Origin of the sequence: Candidatus Aquicultor secundus (assembly GCF_002791875.1) — a bacterium.
In the GTDB taxonomy this organism is placed as follows: domain Bacteria; phylum Actinomycetota; class Aquicultoria; order Aquicultorales; family Aquicultoraceae; genus Aquicultor_A; species Aquicultor_A secundus.
On the sequence record NZ_PFNG01000072.1, the window covers coordinates 22613 to 38484 of the forward strand.

The 15872-nt window shown below is 49.4% G+C and carries 11 protein-coding genes and 2 rRNA genes (1 of these 13 cut by a window edge); 1 reads left to right on the forward strand and 12 read right to left on the reverse strand.

From position 1 onward, the window contains the following. A 23S ribosomal RNA gene (locus tag COY37_RS02930) occupies positions 1-496 on the reverse strand; it reaches 2455 nt to the left of the window's first position. A gap of 322 nt (positions 497-818) precedes the next feature. Then, positions 819-2557, reverse strand: a 16S ribosomal RNA gene (locus tag COY37_RS02935). Together the 16S and 23S rRNA genes form the textbook arrangement of a ribosomal RNA operon. Before the next feature lie 966 nt (positions 2558-3523). On the opposite strand from COY37_RS02935, the gene COY37_RS02940 reads away from it, so the two are divergent. Further along, positions 3524-4399 (forward strand): mechanosensitive ion channel family protein, encoded by an 876-nt coding sequence (locus COY37_RS02940; protein WP_286678575.1) that lies wholly within the window; start codon positions 3524-3526, stop codon positions 4397-4399. 73 nt (positions 4400-4472) lie between these two features. Here COY37_RS02940 and COY37_RS02945 read toward each other — a convergent pair whose 3' ends face one another. The 10 genes from COY37_RS02945 to COY37_RS02990 all read right to left on the reverse strand — a co-directional run bounded on the left by COY37_RS02945 (position 4473) and on the right by COY37_RS02990 (position 15460). Continuing rightward, positions 4473-4658: a hypothetical protein gene (locus COY37_RS02945; protein WP_286678576.1), complete on the reverse strand. Its 186-nt coding sequence runs from the start codon at positions 4656-4658 to the stop codon at positions 4473-4475. A 141-nt stretch (positions 4659-4799) separates the two neighbouring features. Further along, positions 4800-5867 (reverse strand): lysylphosphatidylglycerol synthase transmembrane domain-containing protein, encoded by a 1068-nt coding sequence (locus COY37_RS02950; RefSeq protein ID WP_286678577.1) that lies wholly within the window; start codon positions 5865-5867, stop codon positions 4800-4802. 51 nt (positions 5868-5918) lie between these two features. Continuing rightward, on the reverse strand, positions 5919-6353 hold the full coding sequence (locus tag COY37_RS02955) for a ferritin-like domain-containing protein (RefSeq protein ID WP_286678578.1): 435 nt from the start codon (positions 6351-6353) through the stop codon (positions 5919-5921). A gap of 122 nt (positions 6354-6475) precedes the next feature. Continuing rightward, positions 6476-8020 carry an HD domain-containing phosphohydrolase gene (locus tag COY37_RS02960; RefSeq protein WP_286678579.1) on the reverse strand — a complete coding sequence of 515 codons (1545 nt, stop codon included), beginning with the start codon at positions 8018-8020 and terminating at the stop codon, positions 6476-6478. A gap of 204 nt (positions 8021-8224) precedes the next feature. Further along, positions 8225-8986: a formate dehydrogenase accessory protein FdhE gene (locus COY37_RS02965; protein WP_286976013.1), complete on the reverse strand. Its 762-nt coding sequence runs from the start codon at positions 8984-8986 to the stop codon at positions 8225-8227. Positions 8987-9011: 25 nt separating this feature from the next. After that, complete coding sequence (gene nrfD, locus COY37_RS02970; RefSeq protein ID WP_286678581.1) at positions 9012-9869, reverse strand: NrfD/PsrC family molybdoenzyme membrane anchor subunit; 858 nt, start codon at positions 9867-9869, stop codon at positions 9012-9014. Further along, positions 9869-10633: a 4Fe-4S dicluster domain-containing protein gene (locus COY37_RS02975; RefSeq protein WP_286678582.1), complete on the reverse strand. Its 765-nt coding sequence runs from the start codon at positions 10631-10633 to the stop codon at positions 9869-9871. The genes nrfD and COY37_RS02975 overlap by 1 nt, the downstream gene beginning before the upstream one ends. Before the next feature lie 3 nt (positions 10634-10636). Further along, the gene (gene fdnG, locus COY37_RS02980) at positions 10637-13651 is read right to left on the reverse strand and encodes a formate dehydrogenase-N subunit alpha (protein WP_286678583.1); all 3015 of its coding nucleotides are present in this window, start codon (positions 13649-13651) and stop codon (positions 10637-10639) included. A gap of 500 nt (positions 13652-14151) precedes the next feature. Continuing rightward, positions 14152-15180 (reverse strand): virulence RhuM family protein/type II toxin-antitoxin system death-on-curing family toxin, encoded by a 1029-nt coding sequence (locus COY37_RS02985; RefSeq protein ID WP_286976016.1) that lies wholly within the window; start codon positions 15178-15180, stop codon positions 14152-14154. 154 nt (positions 15181-15334) lie between these two features. Further along, positions 15335-15460, reverse strand: a complete 126-nt coding sequence (locus COY37_RS02990; protein WP_286678585.1) for a hypothetical protein — start codon at positions 15458-15460, stop codon at positions 15335-15337. Between the last annotated feature and the right edge of the window lie 412 nt (positions 15461-15872).

Below are 15872 nucleotides of genomic sequence, written 5' to 3' on the forward strand. Positions count from 1 at the left end.
GTGTTACTCGGGAAACCGCCGGAAGTCTCTCGCGTTTCGCATACAGGGCTATCACCTTCTATGGCGGAAGTTTCCACTTCCTTCAACTACGCGGGAGATTTGTAACTTCCTGAAAGCTCCGCAGAGTCTTTCAGGCGGCTCCCTCGACCCCCGGACGGACAACGCCTGCGGGCTTTTACATCCGCCGGGTTTAGGCTGTTCCCTTTTCGCTCGCCACTACTAGGGGAATCGCTATTGGCTTTCTCTTCCTCCAGGTACTGAGATGGTTCAGTTCCCTTAAGTTCCCTTCCCCGCCCTATATATTCAGACGGAGATGACCGGCTTTAGTACGCCTGGCTTTTAGGCCAGGCAGATGATCGGCCAGCCGGGTTTCCCCATTCGGATATCTCCGGATCGAAGGTTGCCGCACCTCCCCGGAGCGTATCGCGTCACGGCTGCGTCCTTCATCGGCTCCAAGCGCCAAGGCATCCACCATACGCCTCTAAATCACTTGATATTCGCTCGTCTATGCACGCTATATTGTTTTTAAAGAGCACTCAGCGATCAGCTGTCAGCTCTCAGCTCTTCTAAAAGATTTAAGCTGATGGCTGACGGCTAAGGCACCGTTCGGTGCCGCTAGCTCAAGGCTCAAGGTTCTGCGGGCGGGTGCCCCGCCCAACATCGAAAGGAGAACCTCTCGGCCTTGGGCTTCGAACCTTGAACCTTCAGCTGCAAGACCTGCGCCTTGCAGTCGTCCTGGACGGGTGTTCCTGTGGGTTGCCCACAGGGGAACCCGGAGCCGGAACACTCTTCGGAACTTTCTAGGCCGGATATAACAATATCCAATTGAAACGCCCACACCTCTCGGTACGGGCAGCATGCCCATCCAACGGCCACCTCAATGGGGGTACTCTCGGCACCGCCCTCCAGCGTCCCGGCAAACCTTTCGGCCCGCTGGGGTCCGGTTGGGCCGCATGACTTCAAGCATCCCGCATTTGGCGGACGTGGCCGGCTATATGAGGGAGACCCGAGAACGTATTCACCGCAGCTTTCTGATCTGCGATTACTATCGGCTCCATCTTCATGCAGTCGGGTTTCAGACTGCAATCCGCACCACGACCGGCTTTTTGGGATTTCCTCCCCCTCGCGGGTTCGGACCCCTTTGTACCGGCCACTGTCGCGTGTGTGTAGCCCAAGGCATCCGGCGCATGCTGATCCGCCGTCGTCCCCATCTTCCTCCCACTTCGCTCGCGGGCAGTTCCCTATGAGTGCCCGGCATTATCCGATGGCAACATAGGGTAAGGGGTTGTGCCCGTTACGGGGAGCTAACCCCACACCTCACGGCACGGGCTAACGGTGACTATATACACCTGCCTCCAGGGAGGGGACGTTGTTTCCTGTGGGTCCTAAGTGCCACTTAGGACCCACAGGAAACAACGTCCCCCAAGAGGGCCAACGTTTCCGCCGGCTTGCTCCTGAAGGTAGCCTTGGTAAGGTTCTGCGCTCGAAGTCGCATTAAACCACACTCGCCGCCGATTGTGCAGATCTCCACAGGTCCCTTGGTTTTCAGCCTTGCGGCCGTACTCCCCAGGCGGGGCACTTGTCGCGTTAGCTTCGTCCCGGGCAATGTAATTGCCCAGGGCTAGTGCCCAACTTTTACAGCCAGGACTACGCGGGTGTCGAACCGCATCGCTCCCCTGGCTTTCGTACCTCAGCGTCAGCCTGCAGTATAGGAAGCTGCCTTCGCCATTGGAGTTCTTCCCGATATCAACGCATTTTACCGCTCCACCGGGAGTTCCACTTCCTTCCACTGCGCTCTAGGAGGATAATCTCGGCTGACCTCCTCCCGTTTTGCGGGAGGCTTTCACAGCCGATACGCCCAGCCGCCTACGTACCCTTTACGCCCAGTAATACCGGACAACGCTTGCGCCCTACGTTTAACCGCGACTGCTGGCACGCAGTTTGTCGGCGCTCTTACCGCGGGTACTTTCACCCAGCCGGGGTTATTGGCCCCCTGGGCTTACTCCCCGCGGACTGAAGTTTACGATTAGGGTTTTCCTAACTTTCTTCCTTCACGCGGCATTGCATCGTCACGCTTTCGCGCATTGCGAGAGATTCCACCCCGCTAACCCTTTCGGGTCCGGACCTTGTCTCAGTTCCGGTCGGGCTGACCACCCTCTCGAGCCAGCTACCCGTCATCGGCTTGGTGGGCCGTTACCTCACCAACTACCTGATAGGACGCAGGCCCATCTCAAAGCAGAAGCCTTGGGTTTGTGGCTACCTTTTTCTCGCACCTTCGAAAAGGTGTGAGCTTATCCGGCATTAGCCCCTTCCAAGTGACCTTCGATATATTTCCCTTGCCGTAGGCCTTACCCTTTCGGGCAGGTCGCTACGAGGAAGCATAATCTACAAGCCTCTCGGGAAGGGTTATTCCGGTCTTTGAGGCAGATTGCCTACGCGTTACTCCGCCGTACGCCGCTCAGCCTCCCGGCACAATCACCGGGAAGCCCGCTCGACTTGTCGGGGCAAGTGCATGCCGCCAGCGTTCGTCCTGGGCCGGGACCAAACCCGCAGAAGTTAAAACCTCACAGGATATCATCCAGCGAGGCCCCACGATCTAATCGGCTCTTTCCGGCCTAGTCTCACCTTTGTGAGATTGTAAATTTTTCAAAGATCCGCCGTCCAACTCTATTTTTACCCTCATTCGAGAAAATTAAACCAACCGCAATCCATCGTCGCGTCTTCTATAATTCAATGCAATTCAATCTTCGTCGAGTATTGAGTATATTTTGCCGGGTATTTAATACTCGGCTTTTCGAATAAGTCTGGCCGAGCATCTAAGATGCTCGGCCAGTTTTTACCTTCCATATTTTACTATTCACAATTATCCGAAACTCAATCGCGCTACTAGGGCGAATAGTAATGGTGACCGCGAAATGGCACTTGATCTACTGCGGTTTTGGATAACAGTGAATAGTTACCTTAAAGCAGGCTGGAACCCTGCTCGTGATGCTGGCGGATGGTTTGGTCAAGTAGTATTAAGGCGGAATAAAACAAAAAAACAGAAAGAGCCTAAGATAACCTTCGCAACGTTGCCCTTCCCCAACTGGGGCTCATTAAGGATTCCCTGCAAACACCTTGGGTTGACTCACCCAACATACCTTCAGGAACCTCTTTTCCATGACAACTTATGCCCGCCCGTCGATCCCATCCATTGTGGTGGGGTACGCCGGTCTTCATCTACTATCCCAGGCCCTTCCAATTTGAAATTTTCAAATATTATCAACGTTTCCGTCTCTATCTAAAGTATACACGCCAATGTTGTTTTCGTCAATTTAAAACGAAGATTTTTGCAACTAATTTTTGTGAGTTGTGCCGCTTTTGTTCTTAGTTAAACTATCGGTAATTACCAGTATTTGCCTTAGAATTAATTACCAGCTTTTACCATTAGAATTTGAGGTTGCCCTGATTATTTATAATAGTTTATCCTTGGCTAGTATAGGTCTATCGCCATGCGTAGTTAAAAGCGACCTAAAGGAGTATTATGGCCGGGCTAATCTGTGCGAGCGGTTTTTGGCAAACAGTTAGAAGTGGAAATATAACTACCCTGATCGATAAAGCAATCGATTGGCTTACCAAATATGGGCTGCAGATTGTAGCCGCTCTTGTGGTAGGTTTCATCATTTATCGGCTGCTGAGTATCGCCATACGCCGCAGCGTCGCTCTAATCAGTAAGGATACGTTTTTAAGTGCCGAGGAAGCGAAACAGCGGGCAAAAACCCTGGGCTCAGTCCTCGATGCGCTGGCAAGATTTGCGGTCTTTTTTATAACGATAGTCGTAATTTTACAGAGCACCACCTCGTGGAATATCTCGGCCCTAATTGCAGGCGCGGGGGTCGTGGGTATCGCGATCGGTTTCGGCGCGCAAAGCTTGATTAAGGATTTTATATCAGGGTTTTTCATCATCTTTGAGAACCAGTTCAGCGTAGGCGACCTGGTGCAAATTGGTAACGATAAAGGAACCGTCGAACATTTAAGCCTGCGCACGACCAGACTCAGGGATTTTCAAGGTAATGTCCACATCATCCCCAACAGTCAGATCAACGTCGTCATAAACCAGTCGCGTGGCTGGTCAAGGGCAATCGTGGATATTGGAGTGCCCACCGTCGAAGACCCGACAAGGGTTATCGATATAATTAAAGATGCAGTGGCGGGCATCGCCTCATCCGGTAAGTGGAAAGATATTTTGCAGGAAGATCCTCGGGTCACAGGTATCGATGACTTTAAGGAAAACACAATGGTGTTCAGGGTAACCGCCGTGACCACATCGAACGCACAGGACGCGATTGCACGGGACATACGAAACGGGGTAAAGACTGCGCTCTCCCAAAACAAGATAGAGATATTCGTCAAACCATAGCGATTTACGTGACAGAGCTGGAACAAAAGGAATGGGGGCCGAAGCCCCCATTGTTTACTTGCGTCCGGTTACGCTATATCAGTCCGGCCCAGTGAATAACCGCTAGTACCAGCACAACGACTGCGACAATGTAGATGAAGTTCGCTAAAGCAACGCTAAAGCTAAATATCCCGAGTAACTGCAATAGGGCAAGAATAACCAGAACTACAAGTACCGCATACAATATATTCCAGAACATATTGGTTGTCCTCATAGCCATTACATCCACCCCCTTACAATATCTTTTTACCCACTTTTGTCCGATGGAAACAATAAATCCGCGGTTAAGATGCGATTTTTATACCCACAGTGAACGACGTGCAGAAATAACGGCCACGGAAAATGCGGGTTCAGATAGCGCCTAGCGGTTGGGTTGCTCAGGGGCTTGGTTTTTTGATAACGAGGACTTTGAGATGAACCTCAAAACGATGGCCGCTCCGGCTAAAAGTGTAAGGTAGTAGGTAAGGAAACGCCATACAAGAACGATAAGGCCGATGATCTCGCCCGGAACAAGCCCTTGCAAAAGACCGGTGAGTGCAGCTTCGACGACGCCGCTTCCCCCGGGTGTGGGGCTAACCGGTGCGACCGCAAAGAGCAGAAATATCCTGAAGATAAGTTGACCTAGATTGCCTGAAACCCCAAAGCCGAACAAGACAAGCGGCAGCACTGAAAACAAGCCAAACCACGCGACAACCTCACTTAAGAATACAGCGATGATCGAAGGAGCGTTTTTGAGCGAAAACAAGTCCTTTAAGTTTAAGCTCAGATGATCGATCTCGTGGTGAATCCTGTCCCTCGCCTTGCCAAGCCGCTCCTCACCCAGCCCCCTGGTTAGCAAACGCCCATGCAGGATACGGCTAACCGAGGCTTTAGCCCGAACCGGTTGCTTGATAAAAAACAACGTGATAAGCGACCATATAGCCGCCGCTGCGGCGATGCCGAGCAGGCTTAATTTAACCGAATTTGAAAGCGATGACCTGAAAATAATAAAAATCATTAAACCGAGCGCAACAAAAAGCCATGATGAGATAGTCGCCCTGCTGCTGGTGACGGCAGTCGCCTCTCCGGGGGTTAAACCATCACCCGTTAAGAGGTAAATCTGTGTCGGGATCAACCCGGAGCCAAACGGTGTGATATAACCAAAGAAACTTCCGCCAAGGTAAACGCGCAGCGAAGCGGCAAAGCTGATGGGTTTCCTTGTCACTCTGGTCAGAAGATAAAACGGTAGTCCGCTAAAGATCCAACTCAACAGGACCGCAAGAGCCGCAAGCCCGAGAAAGGTAAGATTGATTTTTGAGAGTGCCAGGAGCGTACGCTTGTTGAAGGTAAGGGCTATGATTACACCTACCGTTACTATGCCAAGAAGCACTACGGTCAGTATGCCCTTTTTAGCCCGCTGCAGGCTTATGTTCTCCCGGTTGTTCTGCATGGGTCTTAGTATAATCGATAGCTTTTAGAGCGGTCTAGCGAAAAATAGGTCTTATCCGGTTTCATCCATCAGCTCATCGGTTCCGAAATCTTCTAAGAGTCCGCGGAATTCTTCTTTGTGCGACCGAGCTTGTTTAAGGATGACCTCCGCAAGCGCACGTAGCTGGGGATCCCAGATTTCCTCGAGATGAAGCTCGTATTCACTCACTATTTGAGACTCGAGGTCATAGTTGGCTCTCATCATATGCTCGAATACCTCGGGATTTACGGTATCGTAGTGGTCTGCCGCCGGAATCCCGCCCGCATCCTCGATACCGGTCACCAGCCACTGGATATGCTGGTTTTCTTCGTTGATGATGTTGGCCAGGATGCTTTGGGCGGGTTCGTGGTCTATGTCTGTGAGGTGTTGTTCGTATTGAAGCTTCGCCGTCCGTGCAAGGCGCAGGAACTGGTTGAATATATCGTACAAGTGCCGGCGAGACGCCATATATCATCCCTCCAAGTATCGCTTCTCGTATCCCTTTAGGTATCTCTTTAGTTATCTCTTTAGTTTCCTGCTATATGAGTTCCCAAAAACCGGGTAGTTGAAGCAGAACCTGTGCGGCTTGGCTAAACTGCGTCCTCGAATCCAATTTGGGGTTTGTCGTCATCGGAACCGTTCTCTGAGTCGAAGCTCTCTATCAACTCTATGCGCTCGACGACCTTAAGCATAACCTCGACTATTTCGGGGTCAAACTGGGTGCCTGAACCGGATTTCAGCTGCTCGGCACCCTGCCTGAGGGGCATTTCCTCCCGGTATGGCCTACTTGAGGTCATGGCCTCAATGGCATCGGCCACCGCCAGGATACGCGCACCGTAGGGGATCGCATCGCCCGCTAAGCCCGAGGGGTAACCGCCGCCGTTAAACCACTCGTGGTGATGTTTGACGATCGGCACGGCGCCCTTGAGGAACTCGATGGGTTTTACTATATCGGCGCTCATGGAGGCGTGACTTTTCATCAGCTCCATCTCCTGCTCGGTGAGGGCTCCGGGCTTGTTCAAAATCCGCTCATCGATGCCTATCTTGCCTATATCATGCAAGAGACCCGCATATTCGATCGTTTCAACCTCTTTCTGATTCATGCCAAGCCCCTGAGCAAGGGCGACGGCAAATCTGCTGACCCGGTTGGAATGGTTCGCCGTATATGAATCGCGGGCGTCAACGGCTTTGGCGAGCGCCCTAATAACCTCAATGGTCAAGTTGCGAATACCATCGACAAGTCGGGCGCTCTTTAAAGCGACCGAGATCTGATCGGCGAAAAGCAGGAACCTGTTTACCACCATGTCGCTGAACTCCTGGCGGTCTTTATACCAGACAACAACGCTGCCTATCGGCTCGCCGTCGACTGAAAGCGGTGCGGCGATCATTGACTTAACGTTAAAGCGGGCGTACATCTGCCGCACATCGTCGCTTAAATTAGAATCGTTTAAATCGCCCAGCAGTAGTATTTGCCCCGATGCTATCGACGGACAAATGTTGATACTGGGGGTTTTTCCTCGTATCCCCCTGATAAACTCGCGGCTTTCATCAGGGCCAAAACCATGCAGGCTTCGGATCTGTATATGCTTGTCGCCGTCAAGCAAGGCAATGCAGCAATAATCGGCCCCCACGAGTTTACAAATACCCTCGGTTATCAGGTTGAATATCGAGTCGATCTTCTGCCCGCCAAGAATTGCGGCGTCGATATCCGTCAGAAGTTTTAACTCTTCTACCCTACCCCTCAACTCATCAATATATTCCTGGATGGCGCCGTAAGAGTTCGACATGCTGTTGCGGATATTCTCAAACGCCGTGACGAGCCTATCTATTTCTTCAATACCGTGATAATTACAGGCAACATTAAGGTTTCCTTCAGCGAGTTGCTCGGCGGCAAGCGTAAGCTTGTATAAAGGGTTATGGGTTTTCAGCACAGCCATGGTCCCACCTAAGATGGCATACGCTATGTTAAAAACTGCGATGTAGAGGAAGCTCTGCAGAGGCTTGTCTGCCGCCCCGGGGTCGGAATCCAGAGAATACCACGCGATTAGGGCAAAGATGTTTGGTAGAATTACCCCTAGGGCCATCAGCATAAGCAACGTTTTTCTTTTTATGCCTTTCTTGACAGTATCATTCATAGTAATTCTTAACCTATAAATAATCGGGATGCCCCGGTGGGCGCACCATTCTCGGTCGTAGTCTCTTCACCGATGGTCTAATTTGACGATCTAATAGACTCATCGGCAAACCGGTGCGTGCGCTTAATATGGCGGGTGTATTAACTACATAGCACTAAAGAGCCGCAGGCACCCGCTCCGGCCAAGGCGCACCCCTTGGGAAGCTCAGCGCCGAAAGCCCTCTCTTTCCGCCAGCAGATCGAGTTGAATCGCTAACTCAAAATCAAGGGCGCTGACGGGGTTGTCGCTTATTATTTCCTTGATATAGGAACTGCATTTATTGCAAAAGCTTACCCTCCAGCCACCGGCACCCTCCACAGTAAAGTAGCCCAAGGCTGGGTGATCGTTATTATAGCATGCCGGACAGGTTACCCTGTTAAAGAGCCACTCCGTCTCGCATAAGGAACAGACAAGAAAGCGGCGCCCGCCATTTCTTTCCTGGCGCCCGCCGACCGGGGTATGCCCACAGGCCGGGCAGATATTTAAAAGCCATCTGTCGTGCTCTATGTAGGGACGAATAAGGCCGGCCCAGCTTTTTAAAAATGGCTTTAAAAGCTCCTGCAAGAAGAACAGGTAAGAGTCCGGATTGGCACCTAGAATTGCCGCATCAGATTTTGCAGGGTCAAAGTTTCCTTTGATATAAGAAGCAGTGCCACCTAAAACCCTTTCAAACTCCAGCTTCTTGATAAACTCAAAGGGCTGGTATTTAGCAAGCAGGGTTTGCAGCCTGGTAAATAAAGAGACCAACTCGTTCTCCGGCAGGTCTAAAGTATAGATTTGAAGCCAGGGTCGTCCCTCAAGATGAATATTTTTAAGGTCTTGCTGAGGTGGCTCAAAGTGAACCACCTCAGCCGTTTTGGGAAATTCTTTCTGTAACCCTCTTATCTCATTTACAAGCCTTGCAAGCTCCGGTGGATGCTGCAACAAATAAATCCCGTCCTTTTCTTAGTGTTTATCCAACCTGGCCGGCATAAAGAATAACGTATCTCATTAAAAAACCGCCGACTAGAACCAGCACCGCCGAAAGTGTGACCGCGCCCGGCGTGGCTTTGCCGATCCTCATTTCTCTGTACTCAATGGCCAGCGGAGCAATAAGACCCATAAATACAACCCCCAGCCAGAAGGCGACCGCATAGCGACCGGCTACCAGGGATTGCAGCGCACTCGGGGCCCAGGCGGCCATTCCGATCATTAAAGCTATTATAGCCAGTATCTCCAAAACGATGACCTTTACATCAACCTTGTCGAGAAGATGCATTAACTCTTCGTCCGTATCCCTCCTTGCTTTCATCCCCAGCACAAGCGCGGCTATTCCTGTCGAGGTGGCTGAGAGCAGGAAAAGCATGCCTAAAAACGGTGTCGCCCGCCAAAGCGGCACGGATGTTGCTGTCAGCAGCACACCGGTATATCCGGCCACCAAGATACCGAAAAACGCGGCAATATAAGAAATGATTCTGCGCAGTGAATCGCTGCCCGTAAGAAACAGCACCAGATTAATAACCAGGAGAATAGCGAAAAAGCTTAAAAACCATACTCCCTGGGACATGACCGAGCTGATATTAACCATGGGCACGAAATCATTGCTAACAATGAAGTGCCAAAATGAAAGGGGCTTGCCCAGGTCTACCACCAGTAATAGCAGTCCCACTACGATTAAAGGCAGGGCGATAATGTTTCCCCACAAGGTGAGTCGGCGGTATTTACCGCCGCTTAAAACCTCAGCCAGCGTACCGCCGTAGAAAGCGGCCGAGGCAATGCCTGCTAAAAATAGATAAAGAGCGATAATTATTGACCAATTTGCTGAGCGCATCAAGATCTTCCCCCTTTCAGGCCTCTCTCTCGTGCCTCTAAAAAGCTCTTAAACGGTACCAGCGCGATAAGTGCTCCGGCTACGCCAACACCGAGCCAGCCTGCAAAGATATTTGCCGTTGCAACCTGCGGATTTTTTGGAAGACCATAAGCCTCAGGCTCATCGTTAAGCAGATAGATTGTGTTGGTGCCGCCTGCTTCGTTTAACCCATAGAAGATGGCCTTTTGCCCTTCAGCCCAAAGCCCTTGCCGGCGCTGTTTGGCCAGTTTTATCATCTCGCTGCGCTCACCGAAGTTCAGGGCCCCGGTTACACAGGTGCTGACGCACGCCGGTTTTAAACCTGCCTCCACCCTGTCCGGGCATCTGTGACATTTTCTTGAGGTGCCCGTGTCTTCTGAGAAATTGGCGGCACCGAACGGACAGGCTACTACACAATTTTTGCAGCCCACGCAGCGATTTTGATCGATCTCGACCCTGCCATCGGGCATCTTTCTTGCCGCGCCGGTCGCGCAAACTGCAACGCAACTCGGTTCTGAGCAGTGCATACACTGGGTTTTTGCGAAAAGGAACTTAACATTGTCGCCCTCACGCTTTTCCCTGAAGTTAATCTTGGTCCAGGTGTTTCCCGTCAAGGTTCGGGGGTTCTCATAGCTGCCCCAGAACACCGTTTTATCGCCTGGAAGGCCATTCCATTGCTTGCAGGCAACCTGGCAGCCGCGACAGCCAATGCACTTGGAAGCATCATAAAAGATCGCGTTTTCCACCACTTAAACCACCTTCTTTATCTCTGCAAGGAAAACCTTATATTCTGGAATGCCCGTGTTTGCGTCGCCGATGTGCGCCGTGAGCTTGTTAGCGGAATCGCCGGTTGCAATCCCCTGAAAGCCGAAATGCCAGGGGATACCGATAATTTCCACCTTCTTACCGTTCACATTCAGCGGTTGCATGCGCACAGTGACTAGTGCATAAGCGTCTACCTCACCGCGAGCGGAAGTAACTTTCACCTTATCGCCATTCTTTATTCCCCTGGCTTTAGCCAGGCTCGGGCTTATTTCAGCGAAGGTAGTCGGCATTAACTCCGCCAGCCAGGGCAAGTTCCTGCTCATCGCGCCTGCCTGCCAATGCTCGGAAACGCGGTAAGTTGTGCCGACACACGGGAATTTCGAAGCTTCACCCCTGTTATTCATCGATGTTTTTGGAACTTTTACCGCCGGGTTAAGCCCCTGACTGCTTATAGCATTCTTAAAGGGGCTTTCAAAAGGCTCGTAGTGCTCTGGAAACGGCCCTTCTTTCATCTTGTCGGTAAACAGAGCACCCAGGCCGGTAGCCTGCATGATGAACGGTTTAGTACCTCCACCCTTGATATCTGTTGGGGCCAGCGTCAGTTTGAAATCAGGTACATCCTTTCCAACCCATTTCCCCGGCTTGCCGGTTTTTGGATCGATTGCCAGCGGATCCCACCAAATAATCTTTTTATCCTCACTCCAGGGCCTGCCGGCAATATCTGCGCTACAGCGGTTATACAGGATTCGACGGTTGACCGGCCAGGCATAAGACCAGTTCAAGTAGCTGCCGATGCCGCTTTCATCCTTGTTGTCACGCCGCCTGGCAAGGTATTTGCCTTCTTTCATGATACCGCCCCAGATCCAGATACCGCAGGAGGTGGAGCCATCCTCTTTTAGATCTGCAAAGGTTGCCATTGGTTTTCCGGTGACGGTCTCGAAACCGCCCATCTCAAGAGCTATTTTGTCTATGTCGGGCCCATCGCCTTTGCCGAAGTCCCAGGTAAGATACTTAATGGGCTCGTCCTGTGGCAAAGCGCTATCTTTATAAAGCTCTTTGGCACGCCTGGCTATCTGATCTATCATCCAAAGGTCGCTTTTTGAATCACCTACGGGCTTAACAGCCTGCCAGCGGTATTGTATCCAGCGCCCGCTGTTGCTGATTGAGCCTTCCTTCTCGATAGATGACGCCGCAGGCAGGAAGAAAACCTCTGTCTTAATCTTATTTGGATGTGCGCCGGGTCGCTTCCAGAATACAGCGCTCTCGGTCTCCCAGAGATCGGCAACTACCATCCAGTCTAGATTTTCCATGGCTTTTGATTCTTTGTTGGCGTTAGGTCCGCCGACCAGGGGATTTGTACCAAATAAGAACAGGCCGTTGATTTTGCCGTCATACATGGCCTCAAATACCCCTATATGGGTGTAATCAGTTTTTGCGTCGCGCTTGGGCAGGTACTGGTAAGCGAATTCGCTCGGCGCCGTTGCACTGTCGCCCCACCAGGCTTTAAGAAGGCTGACCATGAATTTTGGTTTGTTTGACCAGAAACCGGTCTTTGGCGTCTCTTTTTCAAGATAAGCCTTAAGACTTGCATACTCCGGCATGTTGGTCGGAGCACCGATGTAGCCTGGAAGCAGGTGGCTTAAAAGCGCTATGTCGGTTGAACCTTGAACATTTGACTCTCCGCGCAAAGCGTTTATGCCGCCTCCGGGGAGACCTATGTTACCTAAAAGCAGTTGAAGTATAGCCAGCGCGCGTATGTTTTGGGACCCGACCGTATGCTGTGTGATGCCCATAGCGTACAGTATGGTTCCGGACTTATCCGGACTCCCCGTTGCCGCAAAAGCTTTGGCGACCTTTAGAAACGCATCCTTTGAAACACCGGTTATCCCGGTTACGGTATCGACGCCGTAGCGAGAATAATGCTTCTTCATTAATTGAAAAACGGTACGTGGGTTCTGAAGAGTAGCGTCCTTCAGCGGCTTGTCATCGGGGCCCTTCTTAATAGTCCAGGTGTCGACGGCATATTTCTTATTTATCGGGTCGTAGCCGCTAAAAAGGCCGTCTTCAAAAGTATAGCCATCGCTTACTATAGCCGATGCATTTGTATAGTTGACCACATAATCCTTCCAGTACAGCTCATTTTGCAGAATGTAGTTTATCAAGCCGCCGATAAATGCGATATCGGTTCCCGGACGGATTGCGGCGTAGACATCGGCTTTGGCCGATGTTCTGGTAAAACGGGGATCGACGCTAATTATCTTAGCGCCTCGTTCTTCTTTTGCTTTCATTAACCACTTGAAAGAAATTGGGTGGTTTTCAGCAGCATTGCTACCTATAATCATCGCGCAATCGGTATTTTTTAAATCGATCCAGTGGTTTGTCATCGCGCCACGGCCAAACGAGGGGCCAAGACCGGCCACCGTGGACGAATGTCATATACGCGCCTGGTGCTCTAAAAATACCACGCCGAGGCCGCGCATCAACTTAGCAAGAAGATAGCATTCCTCATTGTCCAACGCTGCCCCGCCTAGAGAAGCAATCGCCTCTGTGCGATTAACGATCATATTGCTTTCCCTAGCAATAAAACCGGCGTCTCTGGTTTCTTTGATTCTATGAGCAATACGGTCGAGGACCCAGCCCCATTCCTTCTCTTCCCATCTGTCGCTGCCGGGGGCGCGATAAAGTGGTTTTTTCATGCGGCGTTCGTTGATAGCCACCTGAAAGAGAGAAGAACCTTTACTGCATAGAGAACCTCTGTTGATGGGGTGGTTGGGGTCTCCTTCGGTGTTAACTACTTTTCCGTCTATGGTATGGGTGATAATACCGCAGCCAACAGCGCAGTAAGGGCAAATGGTCGGCGTTTCTTTTGCGTACTTGATTTTAAGCCGGTTTGTGCTTGCTTCTACGTCCGCCAGATCAAAGCCCAGGTTCAGAAAGAGAATAGCTGAAAACGCACCTGTAGTTTTCAGAAAATCTCTTCTAGTTAGCTTAGAGTTCATTCCTTTCTCCTTTTCCAAATATGACCCCGAGAAAAACAAAAACTAACCACTACAGCCACTGTGCGCATCAACCACCTCCTCGTTTAGTTATTAGCAGTCGATTATTGATTTTAAGTTATTAATTTACACTCCTGGCATACTCCTGGTGCGCCTGATTGGAGCTATGGCTTATGATAGCACAACCAATATACACCGCCTGTATTGTTTGGTAAACCAACGCTGATCAAAGTCTCTGATTCTAGCTACAAGCACCCATGAGACTTAATCGCTTAGCATATCCTGATTATAATCCAAGTCATCACCAACATGTCTTGACAAGAGGTCTTTTCTTTATCTAATTCAATCTATTTTCCATTTTCGATTCTCTGCTGTCACAAAACAAAGAGCCGCAAAAGCGGCTCTTTGTTTTGTAGACCTAACGGGTCGCTATTTGAACAACGTAGCAAAAATCTTCGAGCGGTTGGAAAAGCTGATTAAGTAATAACTCGACTGCCTTAACATTAACCCTTCAATAAGTTGGTAATTATCTTTATCATCACATCTTTTTCTTTAGGGTCGCTGATTGCAATAAGAAGAGCAAGGGCAACTAAGGTGGTGTCGGTGATTTTTCTTTCTCCTGATTGCTTTAAAATGGAATGATTCTGTTCTAAGAAATATATAAATAACAAGGAACCAATTCGCTTGTTACCGTCGGTAAACGGATGATCTTTTATTGTTAAATAAAGTAAATTGGCGGCTTTTTCCTCAATACTTTGGTATAGCTCTTTGCCATCAAATGTCTGATAAATGGTGCCGATAATGCCTTGAAACTTGGAGCCTATTTCAGATCCGAAAAGATTACTGGCTTCACCTTTTGCCGTAAGGCTAACTTTTAATTGATCTATAAGTTTCCTACATTTCTCATAATCCAAGACAAATTCAGGGCCCCTACCTTTAGTTAAACTCAACGTTCCTTCATCATACTGGTAGAGAAGAGTGAGGGACTCAGAATATTCATTGATGAGTTTTAATAATTCCTGGGCTTGGTCTTGAAGTTCAGGGTAACTCGCTTTGTTTTGGATAAAGCTTATGGCTTCCTGTAATTCTTCAAGCTTCTCTGTTTGCTCCAAGAGCCGCTTTTGGTTTATGGCATATCCTTTGACAAGATAATCTTTAAGTTTTTTTGTAGCCCAAATTCTAAACTGAGTACCTCTTTGAGATTTAACTCGGTAACCAACCGAGATGATGACGTCAAGGTTATAGAAGTTCGTTTCATACATCTTTCCGTCTCTGGCAGTTATTCGGAATTTCCTAATAACTGAATTTTCTTCAAGCTCGCCCTCCTTGAAAACGTTTTTAATGTGTTCATTGATGGTTGGGGTAGTTTTTTGGAAAAGCTCTGCCATTTGAGCTTGAGTAAGCCAAACGGTTTCTTCTTCCAATCTTACCTCAAGATTAGCCTGTCCATCTTTTGTGGTGAAAATGACAATATCACCCTTAGGCTCAGGCTCTTGCTTATCACTCAAAATTGTGGGTTTAATGGGTTTCATAGTCTTTATTCTATAGTAGTCAAATGCTTTTTCAATTATTTTTATTAAGCCTTAACTTATATCTTGATTATATCGATTAGCTCTTCAGGGTTTAGATTTGGTTCGAAGGCCCGCAAATTGGTTTGTTGCAGCAATTGTGCCTTTATATATCAGCTTAGGATGCGTATCCCAATTTCTTTAACAAGAACAGCGCCTCTACTGTAAAGCTTGCCCTGTGCTCCTCACCATAATTTGTGGCAATTCCCCCATCGTCTGCATCGTCTGCCTGGTAACTTTCCATTTTAGCAAAAGCTAATTTAAGGAGACCTTCTGCAAACTGGCCTGTATTTAGGCTGCTATACGCTATTGCACAGCTGAGAACGCTAGCCACAATTGGTTTTCATACCTGTCGGGATGCATCCAGGGCGAGGGATTAAACATTAAAATCTCTTGCGGCTCATTGAAGTAGCCCTTTTCATTTTATACTCTTTTTAGATACTCAATAGTCTTGTTTAACTTAATCGACTCAAAAGCTTGTAACCATACAAACCATTGCAGAGCGATCCATGTCGAAGAAATCGTTGAAATATTTGCTTGGAAGTCTTTGTCCGTCTTGGTCCATCCACCATCGCTTAATTGGTAACTAGAAATTGCCTCGATTGCTCGTTCTTCTGAATCTTACCAACAGCAAAGTGCGCAAGTTTAGTTAGTAC

Excerpts from the sequence above, each read along its gene's own strand:
- COY37_RS02940 (WP_286678575.1), top strand. The coding sequence starts at position 3,524 with ATGGCCGGGCTAATCTGTGCGAGCGGTTTTTGGCAAACAGTTAGAAGT.
- COY37_RS02985 (WP_286976016.1), bottom strand. The coding sequence starts at position 15,180 with ATGAAACCCATTAAACCCACAATTTTGAGTGATAAGCAAGAGCCTGAG.
- COY37_RS02950 (WP_286678577.1), bottom strand. The coding sequence starts at position 5,867 with ATGCAGAACAACCGGGAGAACATAAGCCTGCAGCGGGCTAAAAAGGGC.
- nrfD (WP_286678581.1), bottom strand. The coding sequence starts at position 9,869 with ATGCGCTCAGCAAATTGGTCAATAATTATCGCTCTTTATCTATTTTTA.
- COY37_RS02990 (WP_286678585.1), bottom strand. The coding sequence starts at position 15,460 with ATGGAAAGTTACCAGGCAGACGATGCAGACGATGGGGGAATTGCCACA.
- COY37_RS02945 (WP_286678576.1), bottom strand. The coding sequence starts at position 4,658 with ATGGCTATGAGGACAACCAATATGTTCTGGAATATATTGTATGCGGTA.
- COY37_RS02955 (WP_286678578.1), bottom strand. The coding sequence starts at position 6,353 with ATGGCGTCTCGCCGGCACTTGTACGATATATTCAACCAGTTCCTGCGC.
- COY37_RS02960 (WP_286678579.1), bottom strand. The coding sequence starts at position 8,020 with ATGAATGATACTGTCAAGAAAGGCATAAAAAGAAAAACGTTGCTTATG.